General features: G+C 66.3%; 17 protein-coding genes and 1 pseudogene. 5 read left to right on the forward strand and 13 right to left on the reverse strand.

Features of this window, described 5'->3' with window-relative positions; genetic code table 11:
* Window positions 1–173 precede the first annotated feature (173 nt).
* The 8 genes and pseudogenes from A5713_RS03000 to A5713_RS03035 form a co-directional block, all read right to left on the reverse strand.
* Window positions 174–500: pseudogene (locus tag A5713_RS03000) on the reverse strand (MlaD family protein); the annotation flags it as partial.
* Window positions 497–2,056, reverse strand: coding sequence for a virulence factor Mce family protein (locus tag A5713_RS03005; protein ID WP_068092339.1), 1,560 nt, complete (start codon window positions 2,054–2,056; stop codon window positions 497–499). The pseudogene A5713_RS03000 and the gene A5713_RS03005, both read right to left, overlap by 4 nt.
* On the reverse strand, window positions 2,053–3,093 hold the full coding sequence (locus A5713_RS03010) for a virulence factor Mce family protein (protein ID WP_068092341.1): 1,041 nt from the start codon (window positions 3,091–3,093) through the stop codon (window positions 2,053–2,055). The genes A5713_RS03005 and A5713_RS03010 overlap by 4 nt, the downstream gene beginning before the upstream one ends.
* Window positions 3,094–3,106: 13 nt before the next feature.
* Window positions 3,107–4,414 (reverse strand): MCE family protein, encoded by a 1,308-nt coding sequence (locus A5713_RS03015; RefSeq protein WP_068092344.1) that lies wholly within the window; start codon window positions 4,412–4,414, stop codon window positions 3,107–3,109.
* Between the two features lie 5 nt (window positions 4,415–4,419).
* Window positions 4,420–5,292 (reverse strand): ABC transporter permease, encoded by an 873-nt coding sequence (locus A5713_RS03020; RefSeq protein WP_068092348.1) that lies wholly within the window; start codon window positions 5,290–5,292, stop codon window positions 4,420–4,422.
* Window position 5,293: 1 nt separating this feature from the next.
* Complete coding sequence (locus A5713_RS03025; RefSeq protein WP_369804363.1) at window positions 5,294–6,007, reverse strand: MlaE family ABC transporter permease; 714 nt, start codon at window positions 6,005–6,007, stop codon at window positions 5,294–5,296.
* A 759-nt stretch (window positions 6,008–6,766) separates the two neighbouring features.
* Complete coding sequence (locus tag A5713_RS03030) at window positions 6,767–7,435, reverse strand: TetR/AcrR family transcriptional regulator (RefSeq protein WP_067927795.1); 669 nt, start codon at window positions 7,433–7,435, stop codon at window positions 6,767–6,769.
* A gap of 203 nt (window positions 7,436–7,638) precedes the next feature.
* Window positions 7,639–7,944, reverse strand: coding sequence for a hypothetical protein (locus A5713_RS03035; protein ID WP_067927791.1), 306 nt, complete (start codon window positions 7,942–7,944; stop codon window positions 7,639–7,641).
* 316 nt (window positions 7,945–8,260) lie between these two features.
* On the opposite strand from A5713_RS03035, the gene A5713_RS03040 reads away from it, so the two are divergent.
* The gene (locus A5713_RS03040) at window positions 8,261–9,874 is read left to right on the forward strand and encodes a cytosine permease (protein ID WP_231980239.1); all 1,614 of its coding nucleotides are present in this window, start codon (window positions 8,261–8,263) and stop codon (window positions 9,872–9,874) included.
* On the opposite strand, the gene A5713_RS03045 is transcribed toward A5713_RS03040, so the two are convergent.
* Complete coding sequence (locus tag A5713_RS03045) at window positions 9,871–11,205, reverse strand: acyltransferase (protein ID WP_068092353.1); 1,335 nt, start codon at window positions 11,203–11,205, stop codon at window positions 9,871–9,873. The genes A5713_RS03040 and A5713_RS03045 overlap by 4 nt on opposite strands.
* Window positions 11,206–11,288: 83 nt before the next feature.
* Here A5713_RS03045 and A5713_RS03050 point away from each other — a divergent pair, with 83 nt between their 5' ends.
* Complete coding sequence (locus tag A5713_RS03050) at window positions 11,289–12,260, forward strand: aldo/keto reductase (RefSeq protein WP_068092356.1); 972 nt, start codon at window positions 11,289–11,291, stop codon at window positions 12,258–12,260.
* A 57-nt stretch (window positions 12,261–12,317) separates the two neighbouring features.
* Here A5713_RS03050 and A5713_RS03055 read toward each other — a convergent pair whose 3' ends face one another.
* From A5713_RS03055 to A5713_RS03065, 3 genes are read right to left on the reverse strand one after another with little or no spacing between them, the layout of a single operon-like run.
* Window positions 12,318–13,418, reverse strand: a complete 1,101-nt coding sequence (locus A5713_RS03055; RefSeq protein WP_068092359.1) for an NAD(P)-dependent oxidoreductase — start codon at window positions 13,416–13,418, stop codon at window positions 12,318–12,320.
* Window positions 13,415–13,945: a nuclear transport factor 2 family protein gene (locus tag A5713_RS03060; protein ID WP_067927781.1), complete on the reverse strand. Its 531-nt coding sequence runs from the start codon at window positions 13,943–13,945 to the stop codon at window positions 13,415–13,417. The genes A5713_RS03055 and A5713_RS03060 overlap by 4 nt, the downstream gene beginning before the upstream one ends.
* 56 nt (window positions 13,946–14,001) lie before the next feature.
* Window positions 14,002–14,808, reverse strand: coding sequence for an acyl-CoA thioesterase II (locus A5713_RS03065; protein WP_068092361.1), 807 nt, complete (start codon window positions 14,806–14,808; stop codon window positions 14,002–14,004).
* 82 nt (window positions 14,809–14,890) lie between these two features.
* On the opposite strand from A5713_RS03065, the gene A5713_RS03070 reads away from it, so the two are divergent.
* The 3 genes from A5713_RS03070 (at window position 14,891) to A5713_RS03080 (ending at window position 17,453) form a co-directional block, all read left to right on the forward strand.
* The gene (locus A5713_RS03070; RefSeq protein WP_068092365.1) at window positions 14,891–15,265 is read left to right on the forward strand and encodes a DUF1801 domain-containing protein; all 375 of its coding nucleotides are present in this window, start codon (window positions 14,891–14,893) and stop codon (window positions 15,263–15,265) included.
* Between the two features lie 79 nt (window positions 15,266–15,344).
* Window positions 15,345–16,574 carry an acyl-CoA dehydrogenase family protein gene (locus tag A5713_RS03075; RefSeq protein ID WP_068092366.1) on the forward strand — a complete coding sequence of 410 codons (1,230 nt, stop codon included), beginning with the start codon at window positions 15,345–15,347 and terminating at the stop codon, window positions 16,572–16,574.
* Between the two features lie 12 nt (window positions 16,575–16,586).
* Complete coding sequence (locus A5713_RS03080; protein ID WP_068092368.1) at window positions 16,587–17,453, forward strand: hypothetical protein; 867 nt, start codon at window positions 16,587–16,589, stop codon at window positions 17,451–17,453.
* 149 nt (window positions 17,454–17,602) lie between these two features.
* On the opposite strand, the gene A5713_RS03085 is transcribed toward A5713_RS03080, so the two are convergent.
* Window positions 17,603–18,253, reverse strand: a complete 651-nt coding sequence (locus A5713_RS03085; protein WP_231980224.1) for an SDR family oxidoreductase — start codon at window positions 18,251–18,253, stop codon at window positions 17,603–17,605.
* Window positions 18,254–18,339: the final 86 nt, after the last annotated feature.

The following is an 18,339-nucleotide window of genomic DNA, read 5'->3' on the forward strand; positions in this document are numbered from 1 at the left end:
CACTACGAGAACAAGTACAAGGTGCCGGCCAACGCGTCCGCGGTGATCGTCAACCCCACCCTGGTCGCGTCGCGCAGCATTCAGCTGGAGCCGCCGTATAAAGGTGGCCCGGTGATGGGCAACCACGCGGTGATCCCCATCGAGCGCACGCAGGTCCCGACCGAATGGGACGAACTGCGCGACGCGACCAGGGTGGGGTTGACGATCACCGCGGACGCGTTGGCCGGCACCTTGTACTTGTTCTCGTAGTGAAACGTCACCTTCATCTTGTCGCCGGCCGGTTCGATCTTGTCGACGGCACCCACCCGGACGCCCATGATCTGGACCTTGTCCCCGGAATAGAGCGCGTTCGCCGTCGGGAGGTAGGCGACCACGGTGTTGGTGGTCAACCTCTGGTAGAGCCGCAAGCCCACGAACCCGGCGACCACGGCCAGCAGCACCACCAGCGCCCCGATCACCGTCCGGGGCCGCAGGTGGCGGAGGGGGAAGACGTTGCTCAATTCTGGCTACCTCCCGTGATGCCGCTGCCTCCCGTGCCGCCCGGGTTGATGAACGGTGCGGGCAACTGCTGCCCGGGTCCCGGCGGCGCCGGCGGCCCGGGGGGCAAGCCGGGCGCGAAGGTCGACGGCGGCGGGGTGGGGCCGGCGGGTTGCAGGTTCTCGGTGCGTGCGCCCGGTGGTGCTTGGACGGGCAGCGGCACCGGCGTGCCCGGGACGTCCGGTGGCGGGTCGCCCGGCCGCCCGGCGATCGGGATTCCCGGGGTCGGGGGCAACCCGTTGGGGTTCGGCGGCGAAGCCGCGACGTCAATCGGGGCGGGGAAACGGCCGCCGAAGGGGCCAACGTCCACACCCGCGCAGGGCAGCGGATTCCCGGGTCGCGGAAGCGCGTCGGCCGGAGGGGTGTACGAGCACGCCGTTCCGGGCGGGACGGCCGGTCCCGGATGATCCGGGGTGCCTTCCAGCACCGGCGGCGCGGGCGGCGGGGCCCCGTTGGGGAACCGGGTGCCGTTGGGGTCGGGCCAGCGGAACGCGGGGAGCCCGGCACTGCGCCAGAAGTCCTCCGGATCGATCCCGCGCTTCTTGAAGGCGGCGTCGACGAACGGCTGCAAGATCCAATACGGCAGCAGGTTGGACAGGACGATCTTGAAGTACGGTCCCGACGCGACGGATTCCCCTAGCGAGGCGGCGAATTGGCTGACATACGTGAGGGTCTGGGCCAGGTCGTCTTTGCGCGCCACCAGCACATCGCTGATGGCACGCAACTGCTCGAGCACGGGATTGAGGTTCGGATTGTCGTTGATGAACCCCTGCACCTCAGCCGAGAACGCGGAGATGTTCTGCAGCAGGGCGCCGATGGCGCGGCCACGTTCGTTGAACGCGGCCAGCAGCGTCTTGGTGTTGACCAACAACCGGTTGATCTGTTCGCTACGGTCACCGAGCACGCTGGCCACCTGGTGGGCCTGGGCGAGCAGGTGCTTGATCTGTTCGTCGCGCTTACCGATGGTGTCGGAGAATCTCGTCAGGCCGTCGAGTGCGGCACTCAGGTGCGGGTAGGTCTGGTTGACGGTCTGCGACAAGACGTTCAGCGACTGCTTGACGGTGTCGATGTCCCAGCCGGTGGCGGCCTTGGTGATGTCGAAGTTCGCGTCGTAGAGCTGATAGGGGGTGGTGCTCTGGCCCAGTGGCAACACGTCCCCGGGCCGCAACGTCCGGGTTCCCCGCGGCTCGATCTCGAGCACCTTCTTCCCGAGGATGGTGTCCGTCTTGATCGCGAGCCGGCTCTCGGTGCCGATGGTGTTGCCGCCGACGGAGAATTTGATCCGGACATGGTCGCCGTCGATCTCGAGCGCCTCGACCTTGCCGACATTCACACCGGAGATGCGGACCTTGTCGCCCTTGTTGAGTTGGCCGGTGTCGGTGAATTGTCCGTAATAGCTGGGACTGGCGAACATCATCGGGATGCTGGTGAAGCTTTGGCCGACGGCGACCACGAGCACGAGCACGGTGATGCCCATCAGGCCGACCCGGTGGCGGTTGAATTCGGTGAGCGTTCTCATTGGGGCGTGCACCTGCCGGTGGGCTGCTGCCAGAGGCGGACCGAGCGGACCGGGCCGCCGGGCTGCAGTCCGTTCCACCTGATCGTGAGGTCGCAGACGTAGAAGTTGACCCAGTCCCCGTAGAGGCCGATGCTGCGTCCGATGAGGTTGAGCGCGGTCGGGGTCTTGTGGATCAGGTCGCCGAGCTGATCGCGTTGGTCGACGAGCGGTTGCTGAAGAGCCTGCAGGTAGTTGATCGCCTTGTGCAGCAGAGCGCGGTTGTCGGCGAGGAGGTCGGCCACCGTTCCGGCGGCGTTGCTGATGTTCGCGGTGCCGGCGGCCAGCGGGTCGGCGTGGTTTTGCAGCCCGGTGATCAGTCTCTCGAAGTTGTCGACGGTCTGGTCGAACTCCTTGCGATGCCGAACGGTGGTGTCCAGCACGGTGTTCAGGTTCTTGACCACCTCGCCGATCGCCTCGTCGCGCTCAGCGATGTGCGCGGTCAGCTGCGCGGTCTGGTCGAGGATGTCGTTGATGGTGCCGCCCTGACCCTGAAACACGGTGATGATGGCGGACGCGATGGTGTTGACCTTTTCGGGATCGAGCGCCCGGAACAGTGGCTTGAAGCCACCGATCAGCGCGTCGAGGTCCAGCGCCGGTGACGTTCGGGACAGCGGGATGGAGCCGCCCGGCGGCAGTATCCGGTCAGCGCCCTCTCCGTCGCCGCGCTTGAGCTCGAGGTAGCGGTCGGCGAACAGGTTGAGGTAACGGATCTGCGCGGTCGTCGACTGGTAGAGCGGTACGGAGCGGTCGACATCGAAGTCCACCCGGACCCGCTGACCCCCTTCGATCAGCCGCACCGCTTTGACCTTCCCGATCTCCACCCCGGCGGCGCGGACGAATTGGCCGTTCTTCAGCCCGGTGGCGTTCCGGAATTCCGCGTGATAGCTGTTGGTGCTGTTGAAGCGCATCTGAGCGAACACCACGACGATCGACACGGTGATCAGCAGCAGCACCAGCGAGACGATGCCGAGCTTGATGGCGGAGCCGGTAATCTTCATGGATTCATCGCTGTCATGGGTTGATCGTGTTGTCCCCGACCTGGCGGCCCCACACGTACTCGATTGCGTACGGCGAGCCGGTTTCTAGGTGGTTGTACGGCGCGAGGCTGGCGCCGGTGTCCACCACCAGACTCGGCGCCGGCCACAGGTCATGGGTGATGGCCTGCCAGCAGCCAGGCGCGCCCCCGGGGCCGCCGTGCGCGTTCACCCGCGGCAGATTGTCCGGATACACAAAGGGATTCGGTGCCCCGCCGACCAGCCCGGCCAGTCCGAGGAGTCCCATCGTGGCCGCGGTGCCGGCCAACCCCGGGAGCGTGAGGATGCCGCCCAATCCCGACGTCAGTTCGGTCATGGTTCTCAGCGCGTATCCGTTGCCGCCGCCGGTCGTCTCATAGGCATGGGGTTCTTCGTCGTAGTAGTTGCGGATGGTGCAGAAGAACTCCGGGCTGTAGGTGTCGAGCAGGCCGGCGGTGGGCACCAGATCGGCGGCCCCCCGCTGTAGGTAGGGCCCGCCGCGGGCGAAGATGTCGGCGCCGGTGTTGCCCAGCCCGGCCGCCGCCAACAACGCTGCGTCCAGGTCGTTTTCCTGCCGGTGCACCGTGCGTGCGGTGATCACCGCGTTGTTGAGGGCGTCCAACAGATCCGGTGCGGCGTTGGCGTAGATGTCGCCCAGGACCCCCAGCTGCTGAATGTCATGCCGGATCTGCGGCATTTGCGGATTGATGTCGTCGAGGATGGCGTTGGCGTTGACGATCGACTGCCCGAACTTGTCGCCCAACCCGGTCAACGCCTGCGCGGCCGCCGCCAGCGTCAGGTTCACCTTGACGGGATCGATCTTTTCCGTGATCGTGGTCAGTGTCTCGAACAGCGTATTGAACTCGGTTGTCACCGACCTCGCGTCAATCACGTGCTCCGGTGTGATGGGTTGCGCCGCCGGGTTTTTCGGCGAGGTCAGCGAGACGTACTTGTTGCCGAACACCGTGGTCGCCCTGATGTTGGCGTCCACGTTGGCCGGAATGAGCTCGATCCATTTCGGATTCACGTTCAAGACGAATTTGGCCGCCGGTGTGCCGTCCCGTTCGACCTCCGAAATGCTGGCCACCCGGCCGACTTCCACGCCGTTGTAGGTGACCTTCGACCCCGGATCCATCACCAGACCGGCCCGGGGAGCCAACATCGTCAAGTGTGTCGTCGGCGAGAGCCGGCCGCGAAACTGCAACCACACGAACCCCAGCACCACCGCGGCGACGATCAAAAACACCAAAGCCGCCGTCCGGTACGGAGGTATGCGTTGCGGGTTCTGCTTCACCGGGGTGGTCATGGCGGCTACACGGTGAGGTTGAAGTTCGGGGTTTTGCCGTACACCGCCATCGCGGTGAGAACGACCACCACGACGATCGTGATCAACGACAACCGCATCGACCGGCCCACCGCCTCGCCAACGCCGACCGGCCCGCCGGTGGCGGTGTAGCCGTAGTAGCAGTGGGTGGTCATCACGACCACCGCGACCAGGATCACCTCTGCGAAGGACCAGGCCACGTCGTTGAGGCGCAGGAAGGTGTGGAAGTAGTGGTTGTACGTGCCGATGGATTGCCCGTACAAGAAGACCGTCGTGACCTGCTGGGACAGGAAGGCCATCGTCATCGCCAACCCGTAGAGCGGGATGATCACGATCAGGCCCGCCACGACCCGGGTGGACGCCAGGAAGGGGATCGACCGGATGCTCATCACCTCGAGCGCGTCGATCTCCTCGCTGATGCGCATGGCGCCCAGTTCGGCGGTGGCGCCGGCGCCGACCGTGGCGGCCAGCGCCTGGCCGGCGGCCACCGGCGCCACGAACCGCACGTTGACCAGGGCGGCCAAGAAGCCGGTGAATGCCTCGACACCGATGTTGCCGAGCGTCGCGTAGCCCTGGATGGCGACCAGTGAGCCGGCGGACAGGGTGATGAACCCGACGATGGCGGCGGTGCCGCCGACCACGGCCATCGCGCCGGTGCCCATGCCCATCTGGGCCACCATGCGCAGCAGCTCCTTGCGGTAGCGGTGCACGGCGAACGGGATCTGCCCGATTGCGCTCAGGGCGAACCAGACCATTTGCCCGATCTCGACCAGTACTCGGTCGGGGGCTTCCCCGTATCGAATGAGGGCGGCCCGCGGAACGTGGAGGTGCCGGGCGGGAACCCCTGTGGCCGCGGCCATGTCAGCGCCCCGTCCCGAATCGGACGCCGATGGTGGTCAGCGCGGCGTTGACCGCGAACAGGGCGATGAAGCACAGCACCACCGTCTCGTTGACGGCGGTGCCCAAACCCTTGGACCCGCCGCGAACGATCAGCCCGCGGTAACAGCCGACCAGGCCGGCGATCAGCCCGAACGTCGCCGCCTTGATGAACGCGATCACCACCTCGGGCAGGCCGGTGAGCGCCGTGAGCGTGGAGAGGTAGGCACCGCTCGAGACGTTCTGCAGGTACACGCTGAACAGGTAGCCGCCCCCCAGGCCGACGGCGACCACGAGGCCGTTGAGCAGCACGGCGACGAGTGTCGAGGCGACGACGCGGGGGACCACCAGCCGGTGGATCGGGTCGATGCCGAGCACCTCGAGCGCATCGATCTCCTCGCGGATGGTTCGCGCGCCGAGGTCGGCGCAGATGGCGGTGCCGCCCGCGCCGGCGACCACCAGCACCGTCACGATCGGGCCGAGCTGGGTGACCGCGCCGATCGCGGCCCCGGCACCCGAGACGTCGGCCGCGCCGATCTCGGCCAGCAGCAGGTTGAGCGTGAAAATGAGGAGCACGGTTTCGGGGATGGACACCGCGATCGTGGGCAGCAGCGATACCCGCATGAGAAACCAGCCGTTCCAGATGAACTCGCGCCACTCGAACGGCTGCCTGAGCGCCTTGCCGGTCAGCACGCACATGCGGAAGAACCCGCCGGCCACTTCCGTGCCCGGTCGAATCCTTTGGCCGATTTTGCTGGCGGTCAGGTGTGAGGTGGTCATCCGCGCCGCCCCTGACCCGACCGCGCACTCAGTCGCGAGGGCTGCACTGCTGGGTCAAGCGGGGTCCGCACGGTCGCTGGACGGGGATCGCGAGCGTGGACGTGAACCCGCCTCGCGGTCTGATTGATCTGGTGAGCTGGTATCGAAAGGCTCTGCAATGCGGCAGGTTTCGAAGTACCTGGCAGCGAATGCAACTCCGGGCTTCTGCTCTCTACCTCTCGCCGCGACGGCGCTCGGCGCTTTCCGCCGCTTGGCGCAGCACCTTGTTTCCGATGTCGGTCGACCAGGTGATCCCCCCGACCGGCACTTCGGGACCGTGCTTTCAGCTCCATGCCGCCCTCGTTTGCGCCACGCAGTCACTATTGCATTAGACCGTACGGTCAGTCAATAACCGCGACGCTGGCTCGAATTGCACCACCGAACTGCCCGAAGAGCGCTCGGAGCTGCAGTAGAGTTGTTCGGGCAAATACCAGGGACTTTGGCTAGTGACCGGGTGAATCGGTGTCCGGTGACAACGGACGGATAAAGAGAAAGCGGGCCCTTATAACCGACCGGGCGTACGGCGACGATGCCGCGCTCCGGCGCTCGTCTCCGGTCGGTTAAGAACGGCCAAGGCGATCAGGCGGGCAACAGTTCGGGCCAATTACCGACCCGCACAAGGTATTAGAGGCCGATCGGTCAATCACCAGAACTGGTGACTGCGGTGAGGCATTCGCGCACCACCGAGACGACCTCCGCGGAAGGGTTTGCCCACTTTCCAAGCGCCAGTCGGTCGAGTAGCAGTCCGCCGAGGAACACGTCGACGAACGCGGCACCGACTTGTTCGGGAGTCCGGGAACCGGTGGGATCGAACCATACCCACATCCACTGCAGCGATCCCCACAGCTGCAGTGCTGCCAGCTCGACGTCGACGCTTCGGAACACGCCGCTCTCTATCCCGTTGCGGATCTCGTCAGTTGCCAGCGCCTGCAACTGATTTCGCAACTTGCGCACCTGGTGCATAGCGGGGTCATCGAACAGCTGAACCACTTCGCGCTGGCTTGCCACCGTCGCATCGCGAGCGACCACTTGGAGCAGTGCGGAGGCGTAGATGATTGCGGCGATGCGTTCGTGCGGCGCGGCCAGGCGGGCCCACGCCATCTGCAGCGCATCGAGTTGGCGGGCCAGGTGGGTCTCTTCGAGTTCGCGCAACATCTGCGCTTTGGTCCCGAAGTGATGGACGATGGTGCCCTTCGACATGCCAAGCTCGTCGGCGATGTCGCCCATATTCGTTCTGTCGTAGCCGCGTTCGGCGACATAACGGACGAACGCGTCGAAAATCTCGCCACGTCTCCCAGGTCGGGGCATCTTCCACCTTCGACTCAAACTAACCGTACGAACGGTCTATCATAAGTTTCGCGATGTCAAGGTCCCGCCAGGTGTGCCGCGGGGTGGGGCCGGCAGCCACCAGCGACATCGGTGGCTGAGACGATCGGATCACCGCGCGGGTCGACCGCGCCAAGAAGGCGTGAAAGAAGCCGCCGGCCGGTCGGGCCCGTCGATCGGCGCGTCTACAGCGCCCTGGGGCCGCCGAATCTGTCCGGCGCGGTTACCACATACGTGTTCGCTTTGGCGGCCGGCTTGATCTCGCCGGCGGTGTACACGGTCATCAGCTCTCTGCCGTCGCCGTCGGCCACGCACACATAGGTATCCGTCTCAGCGTCGTAGTCGAAGCTTTCCCAAGCCAATAAGAACGCCAAGCAGTTGCCGTCGCGGTCGGTGACGACGAGCTTGTGGACCCCGGACTCCTTCAGAAGCTGGGCATCCTGTGCGCGTTGCTGAGGGATGTGGTTGGTGTGGAGCGTAGCGTGTGACATCTGTGTACTCCCTTAGCGAGGGTGTCTCGGTCTAGCCTAGGCTCAACTGTTCACGGAATCCGAGCCTTGAGGAAAACGTTTTCTCCCCGGGTACCGTCCCGCCCAGGGCACTACGACCCCAATCGAGGGGTCGTAGGTCGTTTAGCCCACAGAGCGTGATGCCGGTCGGCGTATCCAGCACCTCGGCGGGCGGCTTCGCCGATGCCGGGCGTCACTTTGTCGCAACCCGCGTCGGTTATCTTCGGCGGGACTTGTGGGCGAGGGGGAGTGCATGACGCAGGAAACCGAATCCGACACCAATCCGTCCGCGGCCGAGATGGACCTGGACACCATGACGGCCACCAAAGAGACGCTCGAGGATTACACGCTGCGGTTCGCACCGCGCAGTTATCGACGATGGTCGACAGCCGTGGTGGGCATCTCGGCGCTCGGCGGCATCGCGTATTTGGCCGACTTCGCGATCGGCGCCAATGTCGGCATCTCCTACGGAACCGGCAACGCGTTGTGCGGCATCGGGATCTTCGCCCTGGTGATCTTCGCGACCGGGCTGCCGTTGGCCTATTACGCGGCGCGCTACAACCTCGACCTGGACCTGATCACCCGGGGTAGCGGTTTCGGCTACTACGGCTCGGTGGTCACCAACGTGATCTTCGCGTCGTTCACCTTCATCTTTTTCGCCCTCGAGGGCTCGATCATGGCGCAGGGCCTCAAGCTCGGCCTGCGCCTCCCGCTTTGGGCCGGCTATGCCTGCTCGACGCTGATCATCTTCCCGCTGGTGATGTACGGCATGAAGGTGTTGTCCCAGCTCCAGCTCTGGACGACGCCGTTGTGGTTGATCCTGATGGTCGTTCCGTTCGTCTACCTCGTGGTGCGCCACCCGGACTCCATCCACCAGTTCTTCGGGTACCACGGCCGCGGCGGCGGCGCGGTGAACATCGGCTCGACGTTGTTGGCGGCGGGCGTGTGCCTGTCGCTGATCGCGCAGATCGCCGAGCAGATCGACTACCTGCGTTTCATGCCCCCGCGGATGCCGGCGAACTCGCGCAGTTGGTGGACGTGGGTGCTGCTCGCCGGACCCGGCTGGGTCGTGTTCGGAGCGATCAAACAGATCATCGGCCTGTTTTTGGCCGTCTATCTGATCGCTCGCGTTGCGGGCTCGACGTCGGTCGCCAATCAGCCCGTGCACCAATTCTTGTTGATCTACCGCGACTTCATGCCGGGATGGCTTGCGCTGACACTCGCGGTGGTCCTGGTGGTGCTCAGCCAGATCAAGATCAATGTGACGAACGCATACTCGGGTTCCTTGGCGTGGACCAATTCGTTCACCCGGGTCACCAAGCATTACCCGGGGCGGGTCGTCTTCCTCGCCGTCAACCTCGTCATTGCGTTGATCATGATGGAATCCGACATGTTCGACGTCCTGAACACGATCCTGGGGTTCTACGCCAACTGTGGAATGGCATGGGTGGTGGCCGTGGCGTCGGACATCGTGTTCAACAAGTACCTGCTCAAGTTGTCACCGAAGCGCCCGGAGTTTCGGCGCGGCATGCTGTATGCCATCAATCCGGTGGGCTTCGGGTCGATGCTGTTGGCCGCCGGGTTGTCGATAGTCGCCTTCTTCGGCGGCCTCGGTGAGGCGCTGCGTCCGTACTCGCCGTTGGTGGCGATCGTCGTCGCGTTGGTCATGCCGCCGATCCTGGCGATCGCGACCAAGGGCAGGTATTACCTGCGTCGCACCCACGACGGCATCGACTTGCCCATGTATGACGAATACGGCAATCCCTCAGCGGCGCAGTTGAAGTGCCACGTCTGCCATCATGACTACGAGCGGCCGGACGTGACGGCGTGTGAAACCCACGACGCGCATGTCTGCTCGCTGTGCCTGTCCACCGACAGGCTGGCCGACCACGTGCTGCCGGCCCACCACTAGGCGCCGCTGCGCCGCTGCGCCTCGACGCCGGTCACCGGCGACGGCGCCTTGGGCCGCAACGCCACCAAGACCGCGCCGGCGGCGAACACCGCCGCGGCCGGCCAGGAGAAGCGCCCGTCCGGTGCGAAGCCGCCCTGGGCCAAAAGGTGCAGACCAACGGCGGCCAGGACGGCGCCGGAGAACATGATCGTTTCGCCCCAGCGATCGCCGAGCGGTAGTCCGAACGTCGGCAGCGGAACCGCGAAGAACCGCCGCTGCCACCACAGCAGCACCAACTCGACCGCCGTCACCACGCTGAGGATCGTGATCCACTCCAGTCGGACCAGCCACCACGTCGCAGACCCCTCATGGGGCTGGGGTATCAGGCCGGCCGGATAAGCGACGATCGCGACGATGACCACAGGAATCATGTGCCACAGGTAAAGCGCCATCACGTTGGCGTTGGCGGTCGACAACACGCGCCGCACGGGGCCGTGGTGCAGGACCCGGTCGAGCATCGCCGCAACTGCCATCGCCAGCCCGGCCTGCGTGCAGGCGAATGCCATCATCGCCACCGTGGGCGGCGTCGTGTTCTCGATCGGTTCCCCCGGAACGCCGATCATGCTCACCGGATACGGCCCCACTCGGATCAGCAGTGCCAGGGCGACGGCCGAACCGGCGGCGAGCAACACCGGTTTGCGGCCGGCCAACAGCCCACCCTCCCAGGCGATGCCGAGCTGATAGAGCAGGCCCCAGCACAACAGGTAGTTGAGAGAGCCGACGTAGGGCACGTGGCCCGCGAGCGACACGGCGTCGATCAGGACGACCCCGGCGGCCAGTACCGCCGGTACCCTCAGGCCCCAACGTCGATGTGCCGCAACGGCAATGGGCGTCAGTGAGACGACCAGCACGTACACGGCGAGGAACCACAGGTGCATGGCCACCGCCCACCCCGCGTATTCCAGCACGGTGCCCGGCACCCGTTGGGCCTGGAGCGCCACCACGATCACCGAAACGAGCGCGACGTAGACCGTCGTCGGACCCAGCACCCGAGCCAGTCGATGCCGGATCCAGGCCTGGCGTGAGAAGCTGCCGCCCTCGCGGCGGTGCGCCCACGACACGGCTCCGGCATAGCCGGCCACGAAGAAGAACACCGGCACCGCCTGGAAGATCCAGGTCAACCATTGCGTCCAGGGCATGTCCAGCAGCGGGTTCTCCCGGCCGAATTGCCCGTCGTGGTAGGTCACGGAACCGGCCAGCCAGTGGCCCAGCACGATGAGGACCACGCCCGACGCGCGGTAGAAGTCCACCGCCAGATTGCGGGCCGGTCGCGTCGTTTCTATGTCGTCCATCGGATCGCGGTCAGATCGATGCGGTGCACTCGCGCAACGGTACCCGCCCCACGGCCCGAAGTCGCTGAGCGCACAATGACGCCATGAAACAAGCTCGCCTTGCCGGCTTGGAGGTCGGCCGCATCGGCCTGGGCGCCATGGGCATGTCGGTGGCCTACGCCGGCGCCGGCAGCGACGACGCCGAGGCGATCCGCACCGTCCACCGCGCGATCGACCTGGGTGTCACGCTGATCGACACGGCCGAGGTGTACGGCCCCTACGTCAACGAAGAACTGCTCGCCCGCGCCTTGCAGGGACGCCGCGATCAGGTGGTGCTGGCCACCAAGTTCGGCCTGATCTCGCACACCGGGCGTAACGGCCTGGACAGTAGCCCCGCCAACATCCGTATCGCCGTCGAGGGTTCGCTGCAACGGCTCGGCACCGACCGAATCGACCTCTACTATCAGCACCGCCTTGACCGGGACACCCCGATCGAAGACACGGTCGGCGCATTGGCCGAGCTGGTCGCCGCCGGGAAGGTCCGGCACATCGGCCTTTCGGAGGTCGGCGTCAACACCATCCGGCGTGCGCACGCGGTGAATCCCATCACCGCGGTGCAATCCGAGTATTCGCTGTGGACGCGCGACCAGGAAGACGAGATATTGCCGGTGCTGCGCGAATTGGGGATCGGATTCGTCGCTTACTCACCGCTGGGCCGCGGCTTCCTCACCGGCGCCATCCGCTCCACCGAGGGGCTGCCGGACAGCGACTACCGCAAGACCAATCCGCGGTTTTTCGACGAGAACTTCCAGCACAACCTGCAAAGCGCCGACGAATTGCGCGCCATCAGCGCCGACGTCGGTGCGACCCCGGCTCAGGTCGCTCTGGCCTGGCTGTTGGCGAAAGGGCCTGACATCGTGCCGATTCCGGGCACAAAGCGGGTGGCGCGGCTCGAGGAGAACGTCGGTGCCGATGCCGTCCAACTGTCACCCGAGCAACTGTCCCGGCTCGATCGGATCACCCCGCCCGTGGGCGGCCATCATGCCGAAGCGCAGATGGGATGGATCGATCGCTGACGGGTGCGGGCGTGCGAGTCATGTTGCGGTGCAACAGCTCTCGGAAATATTCGCTTGCTAGTCGGCGCCGGCGAGTGCCGCGGTGCCGTATTTCTTTTCGATCAGCGTCCAGGGGTCGGCGTAGGGACCGCGCCCCTCGAGCCGGCGCTGCACCATCAGGACGGTCCGCAGGACCGGCCGCAAGACCGGGCTCAGCAGCCGAACCACCATGCGCAGACGGCCCTGCGTCTCGGCGATCCAGGCCAGCGTCTGCGACCAGTCGTGCTCTTGGAAATCGAGCAGCGCCTGGGCTTCGGTGGTGTCATACCAGCCGGTGAAGCTCCAGCCGCGGTCGTCGGTCGGGTCGCCCGGCAGGCTGGCGGACGGGCCGAGGCCACCCAGGCCGACGGCTTCCATGATGCCGTCCTCGAGCTCCCGCTGGATGAGCACATACGACTCGTTGCCGCCGATCAGCAGTACCTTGCCCGCGATGCCGGCTTGCCGGTCGACGCCGTTGGCGAAGGCCAGCGCCACATCGCGAGCATCGACCGCGTGCATGCGGTTGTCGCCGGGCATGGATCGCATCAGCAGCAGGGAGTCGCCGTTGACGGTGGTGTGCATATCCGGCGAGATGACCCCGCCCAGCCGGAAGAGCGCGTACGGCAGGCCGCTCGCGCGGATCGCCGCCTCCGCGAGCACCTTGTCCTGACCGTATTGATCGATGGGATTCACGGGGGTGTCCGGGGTGATCCGTTCGGGCTGACGGTACGGGTTGCGCGACCCGTACACCGCGGCGCTGGAGGCCATCAGGAACAACGGCGGGCGCGTGAGTGCGGCGCACGCTGCCAGGAGATTCTCGGTCCCACCCACATTCACCTTGCGTGCCAGCGCGGGTTTGCGATACGACAACGGGGACACGACCGCGGCGAGGTGGACGACCGCGTCGGGTTGACGGGTCATGACGAGGTCGCGCAGCGCCTCGGCGTCCAGCAGATCGGTGTAGGCCGGGATCAGCGTTCCGGGGTGGCGGGCGGCGGCCAGTTCTTTTTCGACGGCGACGGTGTTCTCGGTGCGCAGATCCAATGCGATCACGGTGCGTCCCCGGTCCAGCAGGATCTGCGTGCAGCGCTTGCCGATTTGCCCGAATGCGCCGGTGACCAGAACGGTGGAGGCGGTCATGGGTTCATCACCATATTCGCGACTCGGCCGATGGCCCGGCGGATTCGGTCGGAGATGTAGAGCGAAAACACCGGAGTGACGATATCCTCTCGCAGTCGAGTCAGCTTGGAGCTCTTGATGAACCATTGCCCGGCGATGTTCTCGTAGGTCTCGTGGTAGTGGCCGTAGCCGACCAGGGTCACGCCGGGGCCGAATCGGACGACGTCTTGCAGCGCCCACACCCCGCGCGCGGCCGTCTCCGAGGTGAGCGTGATCTCGGGGGCGTGCACCTGGTGGGCGGTGGCCTGCCCGGGCCGCCCGAGGGCCTTGCGCGTGAACGCCACGAACTCGTCCGCCCCCTCGATGACCTTGCCGCCGGCCTCGGCCGTGTCGCTGAGGAAGTCATCGGTGAAGATGGTGCGCCACCCCGCCCAGTCCTTGGTGTCGAGCAGCCGGCAGTAACGGGCCTTGAGCTGCTTGATGGATTCGATGGCCAGCAGCGTGGCGGTGTCCGCGTCGGTGACGCTGCGCTCCGCGCGCTCTGTCATGGCGGCTCGATTCTATGCGGCTCTGCGTGACGTTTCCCCGGCGAAGTGTAAACCCTTCAGCCTTTGAAGTAGACGACCTGGTGCGTGGTGGCCAGCAGCACGCCATCGCGCGTCCACACCTGTGCGCTCTGGTCGAAGTAGCCGCGGCTGAAGCGGTTGGCGTGGGCGGTGCACAGGACGAAGTCGTCGCCTGAGCGGTCGAGTTCGTGCCGATCCGCGTGGAAGTACGTCGTCAGCGAGATCGTTCCGGACGGGATGATGGCGCCCCGCCGCAGGAACACCCGGGGGTAGAACGCGTCGCATAGCGCGGCGAGCGCCGGGTAGTCGACGGGGCGTTGCGCGCCGTCGCGCACCCACAGGGTGGTCGTCGACGAGGGGTTCGGTTGGCCGTCTTTGCCGGGCATGGGGCCTTCGACGTAGCGCATGTCGTAGAGGCTCGTCCAGCGCACCAGGCCCGGATCCGTGGCAGGAAGCTGCTCCGGGTCCGGTGCGCTCGGCGGGCGGCTTTCGGTGTCGCCCCAACCGTCGCGCCGGATCGCGAACAACGCGGTCGCCGTCGTCTTGACGTCTCCGTCCTGGGCGAGTTCGGCGATCCAGTGCTGGTTGGAGCGATTCGTGCGCGCGGTCCGCAGTGAGATGTCGAAGTCGCCGTCGGCGATCGGCGCGGCGTAGTTGACCGTCAACGCCAGCGGCTCGCCGAGGCGGTCGGGGTGCGACTCGACGGCGCGCAGCATCACGGCGGCGGTGATCCCGCCGAAGGGCCCCACCATGTTGGCCCATTCCGGATGGGTGCGCCCTCGCCTGGTGTCGGCGTCGACGATCTCGAGGCGGACGGCGTCGTCAAAGGGATGTGTATCGGTCATGCTGAGTACTGCAGACTACGGGCCGCCAACGCCGGTGTCGGAACGGGGCGGTCGAGCGACGACATCGGAAAGGCGAGCCAGGATGGCCGATTCCAAGGATTCTCCCGCTGAGCTGATCGGTGCCCGGATCAAGGAGTTGGGGGATTGGCGCGGCGAGATGCTCGCCCGCATCAGGGAAGTGATCAAGGCAGCCGACCCGGACGTCGTCGAGGAGTGGAAGTGGCGCGGCGTCCCGGTCTGGTACCACGACGGAATGATCTGCACCGGCGAGACCTACAAGAACGTCGTGAAGATGACCTTCGCCAAGGGGGCCTCGCTCGATGATCCCGCTGGCCTGTTCAACTCCAGTCTCGACGGCAACACCCGACGGGCGATCGATTTTCACGAGGGCGACGAGCTCGACGTGGAGGCGCTGGCGGCGCTGATCCGATCCGCGGTGGAGCTGAACCGGTCGTAGGCCGCGGCCTGTACAGCCGCGGCAGCGCTGCTGTACAGTCGCCCAGCACAAGGTCGACGCTCGAACGAGAGGTCATCCGGTGACGTCGGAGTCGGTCGAGGAATTCCGGGGCCGGGCCAAGGCGTGGCTGGCCGAGAACCTGCCGCGGCATGATTCCGGCGACGCGATGGCTCTGCAACGCGACTCGCTCACCTCCTGGCAGCGCGCCCGCGAGCTGCAAAAAAGGCTGTACGACGGCGGATTCGCCGGCATCTGCTTTCCGCGCGAATACGGCGGGCTGGGCTTGGGCTACGAATACAAGAAAGCGTTCGACGCCGAGGCCCTGGCCTACGAGACCCCCTTGATGCTCAACGTTCCGTCGTTCGCCATCTGCTGCGCGACGATCCTGGACATGGGCAGCGAGGAGCAGAAGCGCGCCCACATCGCGGCCGCGCTGCGCGGCGACGAAGTGCTGGTGCAGTTGCTGTCGGAGCCCAGCGGGGGGTCGGATCTCGCGGGTGTGCTGACCCGCGCCGAACGCCGGGACGGGCGATGGATCATCAACGGCGCCAAGACGTGGAGCACGTGGGCGTTCGCCGCCGACTACGGCCTGTGCCTGGCCCGCACCGACTGGAACGTTCCGAAACACGAAGGGCTGACCATGTTCCTGGTGCCGCTTCGGCACCCCGGGGTCACGATCAACCGCATCAAGCAGGTCAACGGCTCCGTGGAGTTCTGCGAGGAATTCTTCGACGACGTCGACGTCGGTGACGACGCCGTGGTGGGGGAGCCGGGGAAAGGGTGGGACGTCGCCTCGCGCCAGCTCTACCACGAGCGCCGCAGCATGGGCGACGGATCGGAGTACACCAGCGGCCCGGGAATCGCTGAGGCGCAAGATATCTCGGTTGACCTGCTCGCCCTGGTCGAGAAGACGAACCAGACCGGCAGCGAACGAGTCCGCGAATTGGTGGGCCGTGCCCTGGTCCATCGTGTCGTGCACGGGCAACTCAGCGAGCACGTCTTCCACGCCGTGACCAGCGGATCCCTCCCGCCCGCGGCGGGATCGATCATCCGGCTGTCCATGGCCGAGGTGCACGACGTCGAAAACGACACCGCGCTGGCCGTCGCGGGCCCCTCGGCCGTGATCGAGGACGAGGCGGGGCTGCTCGACATCGGTACCCGTTACCTGGGCCGGCAGATCGCCAGCATCGGTGGCGGGACCACCGAGATGGCGCGCAACGTCATCGGGGAGCGTGTCCTGAACTTTCCGCGTGAGTACGCCGCCGACCGCGGCGTGCCGTTCAACCAGGTGCGGCACGGAAAAGCCTGAGGGAGGCCGGAATTGGGCGACCAGCTTCGTGACATCCGGGAGTTGGCGGGAGACTCCGACGCCTATCGGGACGAACTGTACCGGCGCTGGACGGGGCTGCTCAGCTACCGCTACATCGGCCGCAAACACTCCTCGATGGACTTGGGCGAGGCCGACGACACGGTCACCATTCGCCGGGACATGCGCAACGAGGCCGGGGGAATCATGGTGGCGCCGTTGGCCATTTCCTCGCCGGAGGGTTGTCAGACCGACATGGTCGCGGTGCCCAACCCGGTCATCGCGTCCGTGCAGATCGTCGACCCCGGCTACGACGTCAGCCGAGTCGAGATCGTCGGCTCCGGCATCGTGCACCAGGGGCGCACCATGGGCTACGGGCGGTGCAAGATCGTCGACGCCGACAACCCGGACCGGGTGATCGCCTTCAACGAGGGGCAAGGAGCCATCATCGGTATTCCGCCGGAAGGCTTGGGCCGCATGGATGTTTCGGGCACGGAACTGGTCATCGAGGACTCGCCGGACCTGCCGCCGCTGTGGCAGGCCTTCGGGGCCAGCAGGCGCCGTGACGGCCATTGGATCCTGCCCGAATTGAGTACCGAACTCGCCTCCCCGGACGCCGCGCTGCACATCGGACCGCAGCACGTGGTCCTCGAAACCGCGGCGATCGACCTCGCCGCCGGCGTCACCGGAACGCGGAAGCTGCAGGTGGTCAGCTGGCACGTCATGTTCATGTCGCGCGGCAAGGTGGGTCCCTTCCGCGTCGAGGGCACGGCGCACGCCGGCGGCTCCGGGCGCGTGGGGGTCCGCATGTTGCTGCATGACGAGGGAAACGCGGACAAGGCCGTCACCTCCGCCGCCGCGATCTTCGACGTGGTCGGCTAGGCCGACGTGGGTTTGCGTGCTGCGGACTTACAGAACTCGCGTTGGGGACACCTCTGTAGCTGGTGTCTCGCGACGCTACATTTCTGATGGATATCAGCAGTTTACGTGCGGGCCTATCACATTGCGGGTGGTTGGACCACGACTACCGCCTAGACGAGGACGCTGCCGCCGTCGACCTTGACGACCGCTCCGGTGGAGTACGTCTGCTCGATGCAGTACAAGTAGGCCCGTGCCACCTCGTCGGCCTCGGCGATCCTGCTTAGCGGAACCCGTTCCGCTGCAGCGGCGAACAGCGCATCGCGGTCCTCCCTACCCATGTTGTCCCACAGCGGTGAGCGCACCACGCCTGGGGCGACAGCATTAACCCGCACTGGCGCCAGCTCGACCGCCAGAGCGGCGGTTAGCGCGTTCATCGCGCCGCACAGACTCACCGGCAACGCACCGAATTCCGGCTGCTCGGCGGCCGATCCGCTGGTCAAAGTGATCGAACCGTCCGCGGGCAGGAGCGGACCGATCACCCGAACCGCGCTGCACGCGCCGATGATGCGAGTTTGGTAAAAGCCGGCGATAACGTCAGGTGTCAGTCCGGCGAGCGGCACCATCTCCAGCGGCTCGCCCGCCGTGTAGACGAGGTGGTTGATCGGGCCGACCCAGTCGGCCAGCCGCTCGATGGACGCGGGGTCGGCGAGGTCAACGGTGGCGCCGACCGCGCCGGCGGGCAGCGAGCCCAGCGCGCGCTCGACGCTCGACGTCCGGCGCGAGGCGACGACGGGCGTGGCGCCACGCTCGGCGGCCGCCACAGCCACGGCTAGGCCGATGCCCGACGTTCCTCCGATGATCAGGACACGTTGATTGCACAGACTCATACATACAGAGTCGAGGCGGG

It is taken from the genome of Mycobacterium sp. E2497 (assembly GCF_001668695.1).
Lineage (GTDB): Bacteria > Actinomycetota > Actinomycetes > Mycobacteriales > Mycobacteriaceae > Mycobacterium.

Bases quoted from the DNA above. Each gene is read 5' to 3' on its own strand.
- A5713_RS03005 (WP_068092339.1), bottom strand. From the start codon at position 2,056: ATGAGAACGCTCACCGAATTCAACCGCCACCGGGTCGGCCTGATGGGC.
- A5713_RS03010 (WP_068092341.1), bottom strand. From the start codon at position 3,093: ATGAAGATTACCGGCTCCGCCATCAAGCTCGGCATCGTCTCGCTGGTG.
- A5713_RS03015 (WP_068092344.1), bottom strand. From the start codon at position 4,414: ATGACCACCCCGGTGAAGCAGAACCCGCAACGCATACCTCCGTACCGG.
- A5713_RS03020 (WP_068092348.1), bottom strand. From the start codon at position 5,292: ATGGCCGCGGCCACAGGGGTTCCCGCCCGGCACCTCCACGTTCCGCGG.
- A5713_RS03025 (WP_369804363.1), bottom strand. From the start codon at position 6,007: ATGTGCGTGCTGACCGGCAAGGCGCTCAGGCAGCCGTTCGAGTGGCGC.
- A5713_RS03030 (WP_067927795.1), bottom strand. From the start codon at position 7,435: ATGCCCCGACCTGGGAGACGTGGCGAGATTTTCGACGCGTTCGTCCGT.
- A5713_RS03035 (WP_067927791.1), bottom strand. From the start codon at position 7,944: ATGTCACACGCTACGCTCCACACCAACCACATCCCTCAGCAACGCGCA.
- A5713_RS03040 (WP_231980239.1), top strand. From the start codon at position 8,261: ATGGACCTGGACACCATGACGGCCACCAAAGAGACGCTCGAGGATTAC.
- A5713_RS03045 (WP_068092353.1), bottom strand. From the start codon at position 11,205: ATGGACGACATAGAAACGACGCGACCGGCCCGCAATCTGGCGGTGGAC.
- A5713_RS03050 (WP_068092356.1), top strand. From the start codon at position 11,289: ATGAAACAAGCTCGCCTTGCCGGCTTGGAGGTCGGCCGCATCGGCCTG.
- A5713_RS03055 (WP_068092359.1), bottom strand. From the start codon at position 13,418: ATGACCGCCTCCACCGTTCTGGTCACCGGCGCATTCGGGCAAATCGGC.
- A5713_RS03060 (WP_067927781.1), bottom strand. From the start codon at position 13,945: ATGACAGAGCGCGCGGAGCGCAGCGTCACCGACGCGGACACCGCCACG.
- A5713_RS03065 (WP_068092361.1), bottom strand. From the start codon at position 14,808: ATGACCGATACACATCCCTTTGACGACGCCGTCCGCCTCGAGATCGTC.
- A5713_RS03070 (WP_068092365.1), top strand. From the start codon at position 14,891: ATGGCCGATTCCAAGGATTCTCCCGCTGAGCTGATCGGTGCCCGGATC.